Annotated in this window: 20 protein-coding genes and 1 pseudogene; 8 read left to right on the forward strand and 13 right to left on the reverse strand. The window is 69.8% G+C overall.

What is annotated here, in order from left to right; genetic code table 11:
- Window positions 1–69: 69 nt before the first annotated feature.
- Together RM423_RS08060 and RM423_RS08065 are read right to left on the reverse strand one after the other, a co-directional pair.
- Window positions 70–558 (reverse strand): polyadenylate-specific 3'-exoribonuclease AS, encoded by a 489-nt coding sequence (locus RM423_RS08060; protein WP_311422503.1) that lies wholly within the window; start codon window positions 556–558, stop codon window positions 70–72.
- Window positions 559–574: 16 nt separating this feature from the next.
- Window positions 575–1,348: a lysophospholipid acyltransferase family protein gene (locus tag RM423_RS08065; protein ID WP_311422504.1), complete on the reverse strand. Its 774-nt coding sequence runs from the start codon at window positions 1,346–1,348 to the stop codon at window positions 575–577.
- Between the two features lie 205 nt (window positions 1,349–1,553).
- Between RM423_RS08065 and RM423_RS08070 the strand changes: the two genes are divergently transcribed.
- The 4 genes from RM423_RS08070 to RM423_RS08085 all read left to right on the forward strand — a co-directional run bounded on the left by RM423_RS08070 (window position 1,554) and on the right by RM423_RS08085 (window position 3,984).
- A complete protein-coding gene (locus RM423_RS08070) occupies window positions 1,554–2,327 on the forward strand; it encodes an alpha/beta hydrolase (protein ID WP_311422505.1) in 774 nt (257 codons plus the stop codon).
- Window positions 2,302–3,015 (forward strand): hypothetical protein, encoded by a 714-nt coding sequence (locus RM423_RS08075; protein WP_311422506.1) that lies wholly within the window; start codon window positions 2,302–2,304, stop codon window positions 3,013–3,015. Before RM423_RS08070 ends, RM423_RS08075 begins: the two co-directional genes overlap by 26 nt.
- Before the next feature lie 93 nt (window positions 3,016–3,108).
- Window positions 3,109–3,345 (forward strand): hypothetical protein, encoded by a 237-nt coding sequence (locus tag RM423_RS08080; RefSeq protein ID WP_311422507.1) that lies wholly within the window; start codon window positions 3,109–3,111, stop codon window positions 3,343–3,345.
- A 33-nt stretch (window positions 3,346–3,378) separates the two neighbouring features.
- Window positions 3,379–3,984, forward strand: a complete 606-nt coding sequence (locus RM423_RS08085; RefSeq protein WP_311422508.1) for a hypothetical protein — start codon at window positions 3,379–3,381, stop codon at window positions 3,982–3,984.
- 108 nt (window positions 3,985–4,092) lie between these two features.
- On the opposite strand, the gene RM423_RS08090 is transcribed toward RM423_RS08085, so the two are convergent.
- Both RM423_RS08090 and RM423_RS25490 read right to left on the reverse strand, forming a co-directional pair.
- Entirely contained in the window at window positions 4,093–4,314 is a 222-nt protein-coding gene (locus RM423_RS08090) for a hypothetical protein (RefSeq protein ID WP_311422509.1), read from the reverse strand.
- Entirely contained in the window at window positions 4,248–4,472 is a 225-nt protein-coding gene (locus tag RM423_RS25490) for an AAA family ATPase (RefSeq protein ID WP_396327644.1), read from the reverse strand. The genes RM423_RS08090 and RM423_RS25490 overlap by 67 nt, the downstream gene beginning before the upstream one ends.
- Between RM423_RS25490 and RM423_RS08095 the strand changes: the two genes are divergently transcribed.
- Together RM423_RS08095 and RM423_RS08100 are read left to right on the forward strand one after the other, a co-directional pair.
- On the forward strand, window positions 4,369–5,163 hold the full coding sequence (locus tag RM423_RS08095; protein ID WP_311422510.1) for a hypothetical protein: 795 nt from the start codon (window positions 4,369–4,371) through the stop codon (window positions 5,161–5,163). The genes RM423_RS25490 and RM423_RS08095 overlap by 104 nt on opposite strands.
- Window positions 5,160–5,411, forward strand: coding sequence for a hypothetical protein (locus RM423_RS08100; protein ID WP_311422511.1), 252 nt, complete (start codon window positions 5,160–5,162; stop codon window positions 5,409–5,411). Before RM423_RS08095 ends, RM423_RS08100 begins: the two co-directional genes overlap by 4 nt.
- Before the next feature lie 82 nt (window positions 5,412–5,493).
- Here the strand turns inward: RM423_RS08100 and RM423_RS08105 are convergent, their stop codons facing one another.
- Both RM423_RS08105 and RM423_RS08110 read right to left on the reverse strand, forming a co-directional pair.
- On the reverse strand, window positions 5,494–5,961 hold the full coding sequence (locus tag RM423_RS08105; RefSeq protein ID WP_311422512.1) for a DUF4411 family protein: 468 nt from the start codon (window positions 5,959–5,961) through the stop codon (window positions 5,494–5,496).
- Entirely contained in the window at window positions 5,958–7,163 is a 1,206-nt protein-coding gene (locus RM423_RS08110) for an XRE family transcriptional regulator (protein ID WP_311422513.1), read from the reverse strand. The genes RM423_RS08105 and RM423_RS08110 overlap by 4 nt, the downstream gene beginning before the upstream one ends.
- 473 nt (window positions 7,164–7,636) lie before the next feature.
- On the opposite strand from RM423_RS08110, the pseudogene RM423_RS25495 reads away from it, so the two are divergent.
- Window positions 7,637–7,860, forward strand: a pseudogene (locus tag RM423_RS25495) (chlorophyllase); the annotation flags it as partial.
- Window positions 7,861–8,012: 152 nt separating this feature from the next.
- On the opposite strand, the gene RM423_RS08115 reads toward RM423_RS25495, so the two are convergent.
- The 7 genes from RM423_RS08115 to RM423_RS08145 form a co-directional block, all read right to left on the reverse strand.
- Complete coding sequence (locus RM423_RS08115; protein WP_311422514.1) at window positions 8,013–9,386, reverse strand: MFS transporter; 1,374 nt, start codon at window positions 9,384–9,386, stop codon at window positions 8,013–8,015.
- A 91-nt stretch (window positions 9,387–9,477) separates the two neighbouring features.
- On the reverse strand, window positions 9,478–10,188 hold the full coding sequence (locus RM423_RS08120; protein ID WP_311422515.1) for an endonuclease/exonuclease/phosphatase family protein: 711 nt from the start codon (window positions 10,186–10,188) through the stop codon (window positions 9,478–9,480).
- Window positions 10,189–10,235: 47 nt separating this feature from the next.
- Window positions 10,236–11,183, reverse strand: coding sequence for an ROK family glucokinase (locus tag RM423_RS08125; RefSeq protein ID WP_311422516.1), 948 nt, complete (start codon window positions 11,181–11,183; stop codon window positions 10,236–10,238).
- Window positions 11,183–11,680, reverse strand: coding sequence for a hypothetical protein (locus tag RM423_RS08130; RefSeq protein ID WP_311422517.1), 498 nt, complete (start codon window positions 11,678–11,680; stop codon window positions 11,183–11,185). Before RM423_RS08130 ends, RM423_RS08125 begins: the two co-directional genes overlap by 1 nt.
- Window positions 11,677–12,942, reverse strand: coding sequence for an ArsA family ATPase (locus tag RM423_RS08135; protein WP_311422518.1), 1,266 nt, complete (start codon window positions 12,940–12,942; stop codon window positions 11,677–11,679). Before RM423_RS08135 ends, RM423_RS08130 begins: the two co-directional genes overlap by 4 nt.
- A 30-nt stretch (window positions 12,943–12,972) precedes the next feature.
- On the reverse strand, window positions 12,973–13,425 hold the full coding sequence (locus tag RM423_RS08140) for an SRPBCC family protein (protein WP_311422519.1): 453 nt from the start codon (window positions 13,423–13,425) through the stop codon (window positions 12,973–12,975).
- Window positions 13,426–13,503: 78 nt separating this feature from the next.
- Window positions 13,504–13,902, reverse strand: coding sequence for a polyketide cyclase / dehydrase and lipid transport (locus RM423_RS08145; RefSeq protein WP_311422520.1), 399 nt, complete (start codon window positions 13,900–13,902; stop codon window positions 13,504–13,506).
- A 100-nt stretch (window positions 13,903–14,002) separates the two neighbouring features.
- Here RM423_RS08145 and RM423_RS08150 point away from each other — a divergent pair, with 100 nt between their 5' ends.
- A complete protein-coding gene (locus RM423_RS08150) occupies window positions 14,003–15,814 on the forward strand; it encodes an AMP-dependent synthetase/ligase (RefSeq protein WP_311422521.1) in 1,812 nt (603 codons plus the stop codon).
- Window positions 15,815–15,836: the final 22 nt, after the last annotated feature.

A 15,836-nucleotide genomic window follows, 5' to 3' on the forward strand; every position in this document is an offset into this window, starting at 1 on the left:
TCGAGGAAAACACAAAGAGGACGAACCAGTTGACGGCGTTGTCGAGCGGCAGCTTAGCGAGGCTCCCGGTCAGCCGACGGCCGAGGTCTGGGTGATCACCCGCCACCGGGCGAGGTTGTGCCGGGCGTCGGCCACCGCGTCGTGGGCGTCCGAGCCGGCGGCGGGCAGCGGCGGCGACCCGGAGAACTCCCAGAGCTGGCGCAGCTCGTGGGTGAAGCGCGGAATCTGGCGCGGCAACGCGCGCATGTCACCCCAGAGCTGGGCGAGCGCGACGTGGTCGTAACTGGCCATCCAGGCCCACAGCTCGATCGGCTCACCGGGCGCCAGCAGGTACTCCAGCAGGTCGTCACGAATCCGCGCCCGCGAGCGCCAGGCCGGGTCGGCCGGCGAGGGCAGCTGGTTGAGCACGTGCCGCTTCACCCAGTCGATGGCCCGGGTCGGGTCGAACTCGGTCGACACCGCGTAGAACTCCCGGCCGTTCTCGTCGACGAAGCCGATGGACACCAGGGAGATGGTGGTGCCGTCCTCGATGAACTCGCAGTCGTAGAAATACCGCACTCCGCCAGCGCCCGCTTCAGCCCGCGCGCTCGACCGGAACGCGGTCGTCCCGGGTCGCGCCGACAGCGTCCGCGTGGCCGATGCCCTGCCTGGCACCGAAGCCGCGGTTGGCTCCGAGCAGCAGCTTCATCTTCGACGCGTACACGTCGAGGTACTCCTGGCCCGACAGCTGCATCAGCTCGTACATGACCTCATCCGTCATCGACCGTTCCACGAACCGGTCACCGGCCAGGCCCTCGTAGCGGGAGAAGTCCAGCGGCTTTCCGAACCGGATGCCCGGCCGGGGACGCAGGTGCGGAAGCTTGCGACCGGTCGGCATGGTCTTCTCGGTGTCGATCATCACGACCGGGACGACCGGCACGCCGGCCTCGAGCGCCATCCGCGCCACACCGGTCTTCCCCTTGTACAGCCGGCCGTCCGGGGACCGGGTGCCCTCGGGATAGATGCCGAGCAGGTCGCCCCTGCGCAGGATCCGCACCCCGGCGGTCAGCGCGCCCTTGGCGGCATCGGCGTCGTCCCGATCGATCGGAACCTGGCCGATACCCGAGAAGAACGCCCGCGACAGCATCCCTTTGAGCCCCGGCGTGGTGAAGTACTCCGCCTTGGCCAGAAAGGTGACCCGGCGCCGCACCATCAGCGGCATGAAGAACGAGTCGCAGAAGGAGAGGTGGTTGCTGGCGAGGATCGCGCCGCCGGTCTGGGGCAGGTTCTCGGCGCCCTCGACATACGGGCGCCAGATGGCCTTCAGCCACGGGCCGAGTCCGAAGAACTTCAGGAACCAGTACAGCACCTAAAGGCCTCCAAGCCTGATCGGGGGACGATGGACGTTGCTCCGCTGGATCTGTTCCGTGGCTGAAACCCTAGCCTTGACCCGACGCCGCGACAATCATGGCGCCCGGCCTGCGCGCCGCGGTGGCACGGCCGGAGCCGGCACTCGCCAGGAGCCACCCGACCACGGCATGATGGACGACTGAGACCACAGAAGGAGATCCTGCGTGCCAATCCTCGAGGGCGCCCAGCCCTTCGCCTCCGACGGCGATGGGGCGGCCGGCCGGATCGGCGTGGTCGTCAGCCACGGGTTCACCGGCGCGCCGCTGAGCATGCGGCCGTGGGCCGAGCACCTGGCCGCCGCAGGGCACAGCGTGCGGCTTCCCCGGCTGCCGGGTCACGGGACCAGCTGGCAGGAGCTGAACGACACCCGGTGGCCCGACTGGTACGCCGAGATCAGGCGTGCCTACGACGAGCTCGCCGAGCGCTGCGACACGGTCTTCGCGTGCGGCCTGTCGATGGGCGGCACCCTGGTCACCAAGCTCGCAGAGGATCTGGGTGAGAAGATCGTCGGCCTGGTGCTGGTCAATCCGGCGTACGGCACCCTGCGCAAGGACGCCCGATTCGCCCGCTACCTCGCGTGGGCGGTGCCGTCACGTCCGGGTATAGCCAGCGACATCAAGAGGCCGGGCGTCGCCGAGCTGGGCTATGACCGGGTTCCCCTGAAGGCCTTGGTCTCGTTGCAGGACCTGTGGAAGGTGGTGGTGCCGGATCTGCCCGAGGTGCGGGCGCCGATCCTCTACTTCCACTCCACCGAGGATCACGTGGTCGATGCCCTCTCCGGCAGGCTGTTGCACGCCGGAGCGACCGGCACGACGGTGACCGAGGTGGCGCTCACCAACAGCTATCACGTCGCGACCATGGACAACGACGCCGAGCAGATCTTCACCGGCACGCTCGACTTCATCCGGCAGCATGCCCGTCCCGGCGTCGGGAACTGACGACGTGACGCTGCCCTCGCATCGGGGCCGCCGTGACAACGGCCTGGACTCGGAGGCGTTCGCGCCCGTCGCCGACGTCGACCCGCGGCTGGCCGATCACCTGCTCGACGTCCTAGGCCTGCGGGACGTGCCTGCCTACGTCGAGCCGACGCCGGCCAACGACCCGGTGACCGCGGACCGGTTGTACGTCGCGGCCGACCAGATCGCTGAGGCCCGCAAGGTGCTGACCGAGATCGCCACCGAACTCGGCATCGAGGTCTCCCAGCACCGCTACCGCGACCGTCGGGAACCACCGCCGCCGGACCCGCTCGCGGGCATCGACACCGACGCCGCCTTCGCCGCGATCATCGCCGGCATGCAGGACGAGGACCGGCCGCTGTTCGACCCGCTGACGTCACCGGCCGTGCACGCCATGGGACCCGCACCGCAGGACTCCGTGGACGAGGTGGAGCACTACGTGCCGCCGCCGCCCCCGCCGCTTCCCCGTCCGGCACTGCCTACCGCGGTGGCCGCGCTGGTCACTCTGGCCGGGATCATCGTGATCGCCTTCGGCTACCAGCTCGGACTCGGCTCGGATGTGCAGTTCCCGCTGGGCGTCGTCCTGGTGCTGTTCGGTATCGGCATGCTGATATTCCGGCTCCGGCCGGAACCCCGGGACGGGTCCGACGACGACGGAGCCGTGGTCTAGCGGATTCCGTTCGCGAACGTTCGCCTGGCGGTCATCTTGCGGTAGCTGCCAGGACGCCTCCGCCCCCGATCGTGGAGACCGGAGGTGCTGATCATGCTGACAGCTCAGGACACGGTCTTTCTCGCGTGGTGCCGGATCACCGGCAACGATCCGGCCGACTTCGGCGAGGACGAGCGCGACGCTTTTCGGGCCCGGCCCCAGGTGGGTGAACTGTCCCGGACGTCCTACGCCATCTTGCTGCACGCCGGGATCACGGCCGGCCGCCCCGGCTCGCTGCCCCTGGAGCGCTGGCTGAGCGCCGTCCGCGGCGTGGAGCTCGCCGCCGCCTGAGCGGCGCTGCTCGATGCGTCGACGCCGCCGCGGGTGACCGAACTCGGTCACGCGCTCGGCTACTGGGCTGCCCGCTGGGCGCCGCTTCCGAGGACTCGTCCGGCCGGCATCGAGACGCCCGCGACCGCCTGGATCGACTCCCCGGTCCCGGACCGCGGCGGCGCCCGGACCGGGCTGGCGCATCTCTGGGTCGGCAGTCGGTGGCCGATCGCCGCCGCCCGGATGGCCCAGCCGCGCAGCGCCGAGGCACCGGCCGCCCTGGATCAGCTCGTCGACGCTGCCGTCACCACTACGCGGCCTGGGGCCGCGCCGAACCGACGATGCTGGTGCACATGGCCAACCGCCCCACGCGCGGCCCGACTCGTCCTCCCCGCCCTGCCGCCCGAGCTGTGGCCGATGACCTACCGGCACGCCTGGACCACCAGCGCCGCCATCGCCAGCATGTACCGACCGAAGCGAACCGACCCGTTCGATCACAGCGCAACCCGACTCGCCGCGCAGGACATCGCCGACCGTGCCGCCGCCACCGGCGACGCCCACGCGATCAAGTTCACCGAAGTCACCTTGCAATCTCATCGGCGCGGAAATCCGATCGCCCTACGCGCCGCCGAGACAGCTACCGCCCTGTCGAACGACTGACCGGCCAGCGAGCGGTTCGCACGCGCCGGCCGGCAGCGCGAACGTCCCCACCTGCCCGGCACGGAAAGCGACGTGCCGCTGACCGATCCCCGGGTTACGGCGAAGTGGTCAGCGCGGTGAGGAGCCGGCGCCCGCGTGGGCTGACCAGTCGATCACGGCGGCGGCGTGGACGTTCGGGTCGCCGAGGTTGTCGATAATCACGTTCGGCTCGGGAAACGGCTGCCACGGGCGGCGGGTCTCGACGCGGGCCGGGGTCACGTCGTTCACCGCGTCGGCCACCACCGGTCGTCCGGCGCGCAGCTGATCCACGGCGACGCAGTCGACGACCACGTAGCCGACCGGGTTGTTCGTGAACGGACGAGCGCCGAGGCGATTGCCGCCTCGATGGTCTCGATTCGCAGGAACATTGCAGCGAGCCTGTCGGCGACACGCCGTGCGATCGCCGTCTTGCCCACGCCGGGCAAGCCCACAGAACCACCAGCTGGCACACCGACGCCCAGAGTTCACCAGGCCAGCGTCGCGCATACACCGTCGCAACTATCGGCTGAGCCGGTCGGGGATCCCATCCGGGACGCTGCTCGCCTGGGTGACCGGCATGCCGTTCACGTGAAGCGGAAATACTCGGCGACCGTGCTGGATGATCAATTCATGACGCAGGACTTCAAGGAGTGGGTCGAGTCGATCGCTCAGGACGACGACGACGACACAGGCCAGCTGGCCGTGGGTGCGATGGAGTTCTTCCGCGAGGTGTTCGAGGAGCACGGCCCGGTGCCTGCGGACGCGTTGTCAGAGATCTGGCAGGCGCGGGAATTGACGATGGCCCGCGAGGCGGCCGACCTCGTCGCTGCCGACATTCGCACGACGATGAAGATCGCTTCGCCGAACATCGATGTCCGCCGGGAGGACGACCTCCTCATCGTGTCGTTCAACGGTAACTATCAGACTCCGGCGATGAACTCGCTGCGCGCGCCGGAGGCGACCTGCGAGGTCGCAGAAAACCTTCGCGATCATGTGATCGACGAGGTGTGGACGGTCTGGCCCGCATGCCCGGAGCATGATCGAGGCCTTTCGGCGCGACCCGTCGAAGGCGTTGCATCCTGGGTGTGCCCGACCGGCGACCACGTCATGGCCAGGATCGGCAGCTTGGGCGACACGCGACGTTCGGGTGGCCGCAGATGAAGTTCGACGATCTGCCGCCGCTGCGGATCAATGACCTGGGACCGGGCTGGGAGGAGACCGAGCGTGCGTTGGCGGCCGCGGACTGGTATTTCGGCGCCGATGGCGGCTTCGATCTCGGCCGTGAGTATGCCGAGTCGGTCGTCGATATCGCGGATCAGCTTCAAGGTGCCGTAGCGGCCAATCTCCTTGGCAACTTTGGACCTGGCAGTTCCCCCCGACGACGGGCACGAATGCGTCTGGATGTGTGAGCATGCCGGCGGCCACGCTGTGGGACGTGGTGGGCCTGCTGCGCAGGCCTGATCCGAGTAGCTGATGTCGTCGGGCCACAGCTCAGTAGGAGTAACCCTGCTGCTGGAGGAAGCCGACGAGGTTGGTCCACGGAACCCCGAGGGCTTGGCAGACGTCCGGGATCCGCGGCTTGTTGGCCAGGTTGCCGCTCATTGTCTCCTCGGTGACGACCACACCACCTCGAGCCATGGCGAGGCCGATGACGAACGGGTCGGCCGCGTTGCGACCGCCGCCGCGTCCCATGAGCTTGGGATGGGATGCGAGCACCTCGCGCGTTGCGCGTTGGACTGCCTCATCGAGGGGCACGAACAGAACTCCCTGCGTCCTGGCCCAGGCGTGGACCTCGTCGTCGCGCTTGGACAGTTCATCGCGCACGACATCGATCGACCGCACGTCGCCCGACGCGATGGCGGCTTCGACATTCAGCCATACCGAGCGAAACACGACTGGTGGGAGTAGGTCGCGTCGGCCGTTCAAAACGGAGCTGGTGTCGAAGGAGAAGAACGTCATCGCTGTGCCGACACCTGCAGCGACGCTTCCTGGGCCAGTCGCGGAATCTGGTCGACCTTCACATTGAGGTAGGACGCTGCGGTGTAGCTGTCGATCACACGCCGGCGGTAGGCGTCAGCGATCCGTCGGACGTATCCCTTGCCCAGGTCTCGGGCGGTGTTGCGGTACCAGTTCCCTCCGCTCGCCTTCGTTCGCTCCTCGTCAGCCTCGTAGGCGGCGAGGAACTCCGCGCGGCGGCGTTGGTAGAACGTCTGGGTTGTTCGCCCGAGCGTGGCGAGTCGGCGCAGGAACGCCTCGGCACTCACCCCGAACGGGGCTGCGGCGGCGCGCAGGTCGTCGTAGGTCCAGTCCTCCGGTCGGTGTGCGCGGGCTGCGACGAGGGGTTGGGCGAGGACGTCGCCGGCGGGCATGAGGATGGCGGCGGCGATGGCGTTGCAGCGGGCCTCGAGCTCGCGGTCCGGGGTTGTGGCGCGGGCGTCGGTGACGGTGTCGCACAAGCCCGCGGTGTGCAGGATGAGATGGGCGTACTCGTGCAGCATCGAGAACAGTCGGCCGCGCGCTCCGTCAGCGCCGTTGGCGACGATGATCGGGAGTTCGTCGAAGTAGAGCGAGAAGGCGCGCATCTCGCTCGGCGAGACACCACCTCGCGAGGTTGCGAGGACGAGAACTCCGGCTTCCTCCAATGCCGCGGTCCAGGCGTTGAGGTGGTCGTAGGAGGTGCCGACTCCCGAGGGCAGCGGGACGACGGCGTGAGCGAGCAGCCGAGCTCGCGCGAGCGCCCCGGCGGCCTCGGGGTCGTCTGACGGCAGGTCGTCGATCCGCCACGCCGTCGGCGGCTGGTCGTCCTCGAGTTCGAAAAGTTCGAGTGCGTTCTCGCGTTGCAATTGGGCTCGCCGGTACTCGCCGTGCAGCTCGGGTGACCACTGACCACCGGTCGCATCGACGTGGCGGCGGAAGTCACGCATGGCGTCGAAGTCCTGGGGCGGTTGAGCGAGGAAGAAAACCCCAAGTGGGCGCTTGTAGACGGCTGCGGCCTTGCGAAGCTGCGAGACGGTCGGCTGGGCTTGTCCCTGCTCCCACAGATCGACCCGATCATCCGGGACACCCAGTTTGCGTGCCGCCGCGAGCGGGCTCAGCCCCACGGATTCCCGGGCCCAGCGAAGGACGAGTGGTTCGACGAGGGCTGGTATGGAGGCAGTCATGGCGCGTCGTTCCTCTCATCTCAGGGTCCTCGCCATCATGCCCTGTCGCGCGCGGGCTCAGCCCGTCCGTCCGGTAGATGCTGCCACACCCCGTCGTCGAGTTACGTGATCTGGCGCCGGTTGGTTGGTCCCGGACGGGACCCTGCTGCTTACCGCCGGGTCGGACGCCTGGACCGGTTCCCAGGCAGGCTGGCTCGGCACGACCGCCGAGATGTGGGGAGCCACGCCGACGCGACCACGTACCACTCCTGGCTCACCGATGCGGACTTCCGCATCTTGACCGAGCAGTACGTACCCGAGGGTGACAGCGGAGATGCCCTGTTCTGGGCGCACCGTCCAGTCGAACCCGGATGACGATCCCTGGACGGGCTCACCGGGTGGTCAGCGGCTCGACGCGCACGGCCATCGCGAGCGGGTCGAGGCAGGCGACACTCACGCTTGCTGTTTAACGGCACGGCTATCCGGAGCGGTCCGGCCTGAAGTCGCTGCTCACCCTGGTCGGCGCCGAGCACGGCCTCGGCGGAATCGCCGGCTACGACGCCGCCAAAACCATCGACGACAACCCAGAGTGTGTGAAGGGGGGTCCAGTGGCTCACCTGGGCCTACCTCCGCACCCAGCTCGGACTAGGACGACACCGCTTGGCAGGCCGCCCAGAACGCACTCACGACCGCGACAACCCCGCTGGGACGGTATTGAGTCCAAGTAGTGCGTGCAAGGGGGGCGGCATCGTACTGAACCAGCAGCACAGATGCGGCATTCGCGACATCACCCTGCTCGTCGCCTACTTCGCCGCCGGAAACCCGCGGTCGGCGGCGGTGCTGAGGCTGCCGGCGGGCGCTGTCCCAGCCTCACTCCACGGCGGGTACGCGGTCCCTGCCGCGGAACGCGTACGTCCCGGCGGCGAGGGTTCCCAGGCAGAGCGCGGTGGCGCTGAGCCCGAGTGACCAGTGCACGCCGATCGCGGCTCCGAGCAGCCCGACGGTGAAGCCGCTGCCGGCACGCAAGCCGCTGGCGGACACGCCGTAGAGGCCGATGATCCGGCCCCGGTTGGCGGCGGGAGCGAGCAGCTGCACCACGGTCTGTCCCACCGACATCGCGGCCAGGTTGGCCACGCCCCCGATGACCAGCATCAGCACCGCCAGTGGGTAGCTGGTGGTGACGGCGAAGAGCAGGCTCGTCACTCCGTACCCGGCGGTGCTGACCACCGCGGCCAGCACGTTCGGCTTGATGCGTCCGGTCGCCTCGAGCAGGATGCCGCCGATCACGCCCCCGGCACCGTTGGCGAACAGCAGCACGCCGTAGGTGAGACCCGCGCTGCCCGCTCCGAGGTCGTGGGCGAAGATCGGCATGGACGACTGCAGCGACGCGCCCACGAAGAACGATCCGAGCCCGGCCAGCACGATCATGCTCACCATGGTGTGGTTGGTGCGCACCTCACGGAACACGCGCAGCGAGTCCAGGACGCCCATCCGCGGCCGGGTGACGCCGTGGTCGCGGGTGTGGCCGGTGAACTTCGTGCGGAACAGGAACAGCGTCAGCGGCAGGTAGAACGCGATGTTGGCGAAGATGCCCGCGGTGGCTCCCAGGCCCAGCAGCAGCACCGAGCCGACGACCGGGCCGAACAGGATGCCGAGGCTGCGGAAGGTGGCATTGAGCCGGACCGCGCTGGGCAGATCCTCGCGCCCGACGAAATCGTGCAGCATCAGCTGTTCGCCGGGCGCCCACAGCGAACCGGCGCACCCGTGCAGCACGAGCAGGACGCAGACCTGCCACATATGCAGGGAGTCGGTGAAGAACAGGATTCCCCAGGCGGCGGACACGGCCATGAACAGCGCCTGCGCCGCCTGGATGAGCCGGCGGCAGTCGTGCCGGTCCGCCAGCGATCCGAAGTACACGGAGAACAGTAGGAACGGTACCCAGTGGCTGATCACCTGGAATCCGGTCAGGGCGGGTGAGTGGAACTTCTGCCACAGCACCCAGTACGTGATCACGTGCTCGATGTTGTCGGCCATCATGGCCAGGGCGGCACCGCACAGGTACGGCCGGCAGTCGCGGTTGTGCAGGGCGGCGAACTTGCGGGGCCCCGCCACCGCCTGCTGGGTCGCCGTCCGGCTGCGGCTTGCCGCCCTGGTCGTCGCCGCCCTGGTCGTCGCCGGCTGATCGGTGACGGGCATGGCGCCGGCCTCGATGAGGTGGGTCGGGATACCGCAGGCCGCGCACATGCGTCGATCATCTCCTGTAGTCGGGCCAGTCGTGCTGGCACGCGAAGGGGCCACCGCCGTACTGGACGGTGCCTGCCGGTCAAGCGGCCGGTCAGCCGATGTCGAACTCGACGACCAGCGGCCGGTGGTCCGAGGCGATCCGGACATCGTCGGAACTGAGCACCTCGGCCGATACCGGAACCGCCCGCGGGTCGGCGAACAGGGCGTCGATGCGACGCACCGGGTCGGTGCTGGAGTACGTGTAGCCGGGATCGCCGGCCGGATCGGTGACCGCGGCCGTGACGGTGGCGAACGCGTCCGGGCCGAAGCGCTCCAGCCGCCGCCAGGTGGCCGAGCCGGGCAGCGCGTTCAGGTCCCCGCCGACGATCAGTGGGACACCCGCCGGAACCGCCGTCGCAGCGTGCTCGGCTAGTTCGTCGAGATGGCGCAGCCTGGGCGACTCGATCAGGTCCAGGTGGGTGCCGGCGACCGCGAACTCGGTGCCCGACAGCCTCAGCACCGCCAGCGCCACGCCCCGGTGGTGCAGGTTCTGGTCCCGGGAGAAGCCGATCTCGTGCGTGGCGACCACGTCGACGGCGAGCGAGGACAGCACCAGGTTGGCCCCGGTGGCCCGCCCGCCGGTCACGACCACCAGGCCTGCCCGGCGGGCCAGCGCCGCGCACTGGGACCGCCAGCGCAGAAACCTCGGGGCCTCCTGGATGATCGCCACGTCCGGAGCCACCTGCCGCATCACCCGCGCCAGCGCCGCGGTGTCGTCGCGCAGGGAACGGACGTTGTACGAGAGCAGCTTCACGAGGGTCACCCCTGCATTTTGGCAGCCTGGCCGGCAACCATCGCGGCGGCGGCGGTTCAGTGCCTGCGGCGCGCCAGATCGGCCGCGCCGACGAGACCCGCCTCGGGTCCCAGCTCAGCGAGCCGGATGTCGGCCGCCGGGCGGAATCCGCGTCCGGTCAGGCTCTCGGCGAAGCTCTGCCGTGCCGGTCCCAGCAGCAGGTCACCGGCTTCGGACACCCCGCCCCCGATCACGAACACCGTCGGATCGATCACCGCCGCGAGGTTGGCCAGGCCGCGGCCGAGCCAGCGCCCCATCTGGGTGTAGATCTCCACCGCCGCGGGATCACCCTCGCGGGCGGCCTGGGTGACCAGTTGGCCGGTGAGCTGGTCGACGTCCCCGTTCGCCAGCGTCATCAGCCGGTGCGCACTGACCGGCGCGATGGCCGCGAGCTCGCGGGCGTCCCGGGCCAGCGCGGTTCCGGAGGCGTACATCTCCCAGCAGCCCCGGTTGCCGCAGGCGCAGCGCCGGCCGTCCGGAACGACGCTCATGTGGCCGTACTCGCAGCCGACGCCGTTCGCGCCGCGGTAGAGGATGCCGCTGAACACCAGTCCGCCGCCGATGCCGGTGCCCATGGTCACCATCACGCTGACCCGGGAGTCCCGGGCGGCGCCGTAGCGGTACTCCGCCCAGGCCGCGGCATTGGCGTCGTTCTCGACCACGACCGGAACGCCGATCACCTCGGCCAGGGCGTCGCGCAGCGGTTCGTTGCGCCACGCCAGGTGCGGTGAGAACAGCACGGTGGCGTGGTCGTTGGCGATCCAGCCGGCGGCTCCGATCCCGACCGCGGTCACCTCGTGCCGGCTGGACAGCTCGGCCACCACCTCGGCGATGACGGCCTCGGTCTGGGCGACGTCATTGCCGGGGGTTGGCCGGCGGGTGGAGTCCAGCACCCGGCCCTCGTCGTCCACCACCCCGGCGGCGACCTTGGTGCCGCCGATATCGACACCGATTGCCAGAGACATCAGTTCCCGTCCTGTTCAGGGTCCGCCGCGTCGTCCGCGGCCGTGGAGTCCGAACCGGGACCCGGCTCGGGAGTGTCGGTATCGGTATCGCTGTTCAGGATGATCTCCTGGACCCGCGGCGCACGAGGACCGCTCTCCTGGGCCTGGTCGGCCGGGCGGGATGCGCGTCCGGCAGCCGTCGTGTCGGCCAGCGCGCGGAGCAGCCCGGTCACCGCGGCCTGGGTCTCGGCCAGCCGCTCCAGAATGTCCGGTCGATCGCCACGGACCGTGGCGATCGCCTGGCACACCGGGCACCAGCAGCACTCGGCGGCGCCGGTCGCGATGCCGGGAGAGCCCGTCGCGTTGTCGGGAGAGCCCCTCCCACCGCCGTCCGGCCGGGCGCCCCCGGTGGTGCGGTGCCACCAGTCCTGCGCGGCGCCGACCAGCCTGGCCGCCTCGTCGGCGAGCGGGCCGGGCGGTTCCCAGCTGCCGTCGCGGTATCCGGGATGCTCGCTCATGTGGGCCGCCAATATCGAGGGTCGGGACGAAACCGGAGGGTGAGACGGCCGTCGGTGACCGAGCCGTCCAGGACGGCGCAACGGCGCAGCGCGCTCGGCAACGCCAGTATTCGGCGGTGACCGGCCACCGTGACAATGAGGTCGTCCCCGCTGCGGCTGGCCCGCACGTCCCCGCTCGAGGCCAGCGGCAGCGCGAGGGTGAGCAGGAACCGCGGCTCGTCGTCCCCGGCCGCTGACGGCGACACGGTGGTGACCAACAACAGCTCCGCCGGCTCGACCTCAGCCAGCGGATCGACGTCCGCCGCGGCACCGTTTTCACTCTCTGCCCCAGAACTCTGGACCCGCTCGCCGTACAGCTCGGTGGCGACCGCCCGCAGCGCCGCGCAGCCGACCGGCTCAGTCGCCAGATAGCTGGCCGTCCGCACCGGCAGGCCGGCGAAGGAGTCCTCGATAGCGGCCAGCTGCTCTGCCTGGGCCTGGATCCAGCCCTGTTGCCAGGGCGAGGCCTCCGTCGACCGCGGGAAGACCCGGTTGGCGACCACCTCGTCCAGCTGGTAGCCGTACAGGGCGAGCGCCGTGAACGTCCGCCGCGCCTCCGCGAGCACCACCGCCTCAGGGGTGAGTACAAGGCGGATCGAGGTGGTCCGGTGGTCGGTCAGCAGCTCGCGGACCGAGGCCAGGTCGGCGGCCAGCGCGGCGATGGCCTCGAACACCGCGTCGGGCGGCACGGCGGCGCCCCGGCCGAGCAGCGCGCCGAGCGGGCGAGCGCCACGGGCGAGTACCCGGTACATCGGCAGGACCCGCTGCAGGTACCACCCGAGCGCGTCAGGAAGCGCCAGCAACCGGAGCGTCTCGGCCGTCGGGGCGCAGTCGAGGACCAGGGCGTCCCACTGCCCGCGGCCCGCGAAGTCACGCACGGCCAGCAGCGCCAGCACCTCGTCGACGCCGGGCAGCACCGTCAACTCCTCGGCAGAAACCGGGTCCATCCCGCCTTGGGTGAGCACGCTGACCAGGTATTTCTCGAGCTCCTTCCAGGCGCCTTCGAACCGGCGCTGGATGTCCAGCTGCACCGCGTCCAGGCCCGGCGCGACGGTCACCGGCTCGTCGGTCAGCCGCACGTCGAGGGCGTCGGACAGCGAGTGCGCCGCGTCGGTGGACAGCAGCAGCGTCCGCATGCCCCGGTCGGCGAGCCGCAGCGCGGTCGCGGCTGACATGGTGGTCTTGCCGACACCGCCCTTGCCGGTGAAGAGAACTATCCGCAACTTCGCGGCCGTATCAGCGCTGGCCGCGGGTCACGAGCCGGCGCTCGCGGTGCTGTTCTCGACGCGCTTCTTCAGCTCCTTGAGCGCGGTGTCCATGACGACCTTCTCCGCCTTGCGCTTGAGCATGCCGAGCATCGGGATCGCCAGATCCACGGAGAGGTTGTACGTCACGTCGGTGCCGTCGACGGTCGGGCGCAGCAAGTACGAGCCGCGCTGAGCCCGCTGCATCTGGCCCTTGACCAGCATCCAGGAGACCTGCTCGTCGCCGTTCCAGACGTAGGACAGCTCGTACTCGTCGCGGATCACGCCCGCGTCGATCTTGAAGGCCACCCGGTCGGCGCGCCCGTCCGCTCCGGCCTCGGTCACCTGCGCCGACTTCACCGAGGCGGCCCACTGGGGGTACGCCTCGAAGTCGGCGATAACGGCCATCACCGCTGCCGGAGGCGCGCTGATGGTGATCGACTGCGTTGACTCATCGGCCATGGGCGAAGGCTACCGCCGCGCCGCGACAGCTCCGTCGCGGGACGCGCTCAGGCGCTGTCCGATCGTTCCGCGACCGCCTCAACACCCTCGGCGGTCAGCACCCGCCGATCTCTCCAAGTCGTCTTTGAGCTGCCAGAACGCCCGCTTGGCGTGCCAGGCCAACCGCCGCTCCAGCCGTCCGAGGCAGCGTCGCGAGAGCGTCGCCGGCGGGAGCAGGTCCAGCCGCAGGAAGTGATGCAGGATCACGCCGTCGGAGAACGGCTCCAGCCAGATCTCCACCGACCCCGCTAGCGGCGCGGCCCCGGCCCGTGACTGCGCCGCCCATTGCATGCCCTTGACACCGCGGTCCCGGGTCACGGCCAGCTCCAGCCCCGGCCACCATGCCGGCCAATTCGCCGCATCCGCGACCGCGGCGGCGACCGTTGCCGGGGGCGCGGCGATCCAGGTTTCGTCGATCAGGTGGAATTGCGGGTGCATTGCGGCAGGATGACATGTCGGTGAGGCCTAACATCTCTGCAGGCCTGGCTGACCGGTGGCGTCCACCCCGGACAGAAACCCTTGCGAAAGGCACAAGCGAGTGCGTGAGTTGACCATCCCGAGCGCCGGCAAGCCCGCCCTCAACAGCGCGGCTCAGTTCGTCTTCGACAATGCCCGCACGCGGCCGGACGTGGTGGCGCTGAAGATCCGCGATGGCCAGGGGTGGTCAGAGATCACCACGCGGGAGTTCGCCGACCGGGTGCTCGCCGTCGCCAAGGGCCTGATCGCCGCGGGCGTGCAGCCGGGCGACCGGGTGGCCCTGATGAGCAAGACCCGGTGGGAGTGGACCCTCTTCGACTTCGCGATCCTGGCCACCGGTGCCGTCGTGGTGCCGATCTATGAGACCTCCTCCGCCGAGCAGGTGCAGTGGATCCTGTCCGACTCCGGAGCGCGCTCGCTCGTGATCGAGAGTGTCGCGCACGCCGCTCTGGTGGCCGAGGTGCGAGCCGAGGTGCCAGAGCTGATCGACGTCTGGGAGCTGGATGGCGGCGCGGTCAGCACGCTTACCGCGGCCGGGGCCGGCATCGACGAGGCGGCGGTGCACCAGCGGATCGCGGCGACCGCGCAGTCCGACCTCGCCTCGATCATCTACACCTCCGGAACCACCGGCCGACCCAAGGGCTGCCAGCTGACCCACCTCAACTTCCTCGCCGAGGTGTCCGAGGTCGCCGCCGGTCTCAAGGAGCTCTTCAACGAGGACAGCTCGACGCTGTTGTTCCTGCCGATCGCCCACGTCTTCGGCCGGGCCATCGAGATGGGCGCCATCGCCAACGCCACCACCCTGGGGCACACGGCCGACATCAAGAACCTCATCGCCGACTTCGCCGTGTTCAAACCGACGTTCGTCCTCAGCGTGCCGCGGGTGTTCGAGAAGGTCTACAACACCGCCAAGCAGCGCGCGCACGCCGACGGCAAGGGGCCCATCTTCGACCGCGCGGAGGCCGTCGCCATCCGTTACTCCGAGGCGCTGGACCAGCACGGTCCCGGCCTGGCGCTGAAGCTGCAGCACGCGCTGTTCGACAAGCTGGTCTACTCCAAGCTGCGCGCGGCACTCGGCGCCCAGTGCACCGCGGCGATCTCCGGCGGCGCGCCCCTCGGCGCCAGGCTGGGCCACTTCTTCCGGGGCATGGGCGTCACCATCTACGAGGGTTACGGCCTCACCGAGACCACCGCCGGCGCGTGCCTGAACCTCGCCGAGAAGATCAAGGTCGGCTCGGTCGGCCGTCCCATCGCCGGGATGAGCGCCAAGATCGGTGACGACGGCGAGATCCTGCTGGCCGGCCCCGTGGTGTTCGACGGCTACTGGAAGAACGAGGCGGCGACCACCGAGGCGCTGGAGCAGGTCGGCGGCAAGCGCTGGTTCCACACCGGCGACATCGGCGAGATCGACAACGACGGCTTCGTCACGATCACCGGACGCAAGAAGGAGCTCATCGTCACCGCCGCCGGCAAGAACGTCGCCCCCGCGGTACTCGAGGACCGGATCAGGGCGCACTGGCTGATCAGCCAGTGCCTCGTCGTCGGCGACCAGCAGCCCTTCATCGCCGCCCTGATCACCGTCGACCCCGAGGCGCTGCCGACCTGGCTGGAGAAGAAAGGCAAGCCCGCGGACACCCCGATGGCGGAGCTAGCCGAGGACCCCGCGCTGCTCGCCGAGATCCAGAGCGCGGTGGACGACGCGAACAAGGCCGTCTCGCGCGCCGAGGCGATCAAGAAGTTCACCATCCTCGGTGCCGACTGGACCGAGGAGACCGGCCAGCTGACGCCCTCGCTCAAGCTCAAGCGCAACGTCGTGATGGCCGAGTGCGCGGCCGAGATCGCCGCGCTGTACTCCGGGCCGCGAAAGGACTGAACTTCGCGTTGAGCTGGCGCCG

The sequence above is a fragment of the Jatrophihabitans lederbergiae genome (assembly GCF_031845305.1).
Lineage (GTDB): Bacteria > Actinomycetota > Actinomycetes > Mycobacteriales > Jatrophihabitantaceae > Jatrophihabitans_A > Jatrophihabitans_A lederbergiae.

What these genes read in the sequence shown, in the direction of transcription:
- RM423_RS08075 (WP_311422506.1), top strand. Translation starts at nt 2,302, where the DNA reads ATGCCCGTCCCGGCGTCGGGAACTGACGACGTGACGCTGCCCTCGCAT.
- RM423_RS08080 (WP_311422507.1), top strand. Translation starts at nt 3,109, where the DNA reads ATGCTGACAGCTCAGGACACGGTCTTTCTCGCGTGGTGCCGGATCACC.
- RM423_RS08095 (WP_311422510.1), top strand. Translation starts at nt 4,369, where the DNA reads ATGGTCTCGATTCGCAGGAACATTGCAGCGAGCCTGTCGGCGACACGC.
- RM423_RS08100 (WP_311422511.1), top strand. Translation starts at nt 5,160, where the DNA reads ATGAAGTTCGACGATCTGCCGCCGCTGCGGATCAATGACCTGGGACCG.
- RM423_RS08105 (WP_311422512.1), bottom strand. Translation starts at nt 5,961, where the DNA reads ATGACGTTCTTCTCCTTCGACACCAGCTCCGTTTTGAACGGCCGACGC.
- RM423_RS08110 (WP_311422513.1), bottom strand. Translation starts at nt 7,163, where the DNA reads ATGACTGCCTCCATACCAGCCCTCGTCGAACCACTCGTCCTTCGCTGG.
- RM423_RS08115 (WP_311422514.1), bottom strand. Translation starts at nt 9,386, where the DNA reads ATGTGCGCGGCCTGCGGTATCCCGACCCACCTCATCGAGGCCGGCGCC.
- RM423_RS08125 (WP_311422516.1), bottom strand. Translation starts at nt 11,183, where the DNA reads ATGTCTCTGGCAATCGGTGTCGATATCGGCGGCACCAAGGTCGCCGCC.
- RM423_RS08130 (WP_311422517.1), bottom strand. Translation starts at nt 11,680, where the DNA reads ATGAGCGAGCATCCCGGATACCGCGACGGCAGCTGGGAACCGCCCGGC.
- RM423_RS08140 (WP_311422519.1), bottom strand. Translation starts at nt 13,425, where the DNA reads ATGGCCGATGAGTCAACGCAGTCGATCACCATCAGCGCGCCTCCGGCA.
- RM423_RS08145 (WP_311422520.1), bottom strand. Translation starts at nt 13,902, where the DNA reads ATGCACCCGCAATTCCACCTGATCGACGAAACCTGGATCGCCGCGCCC.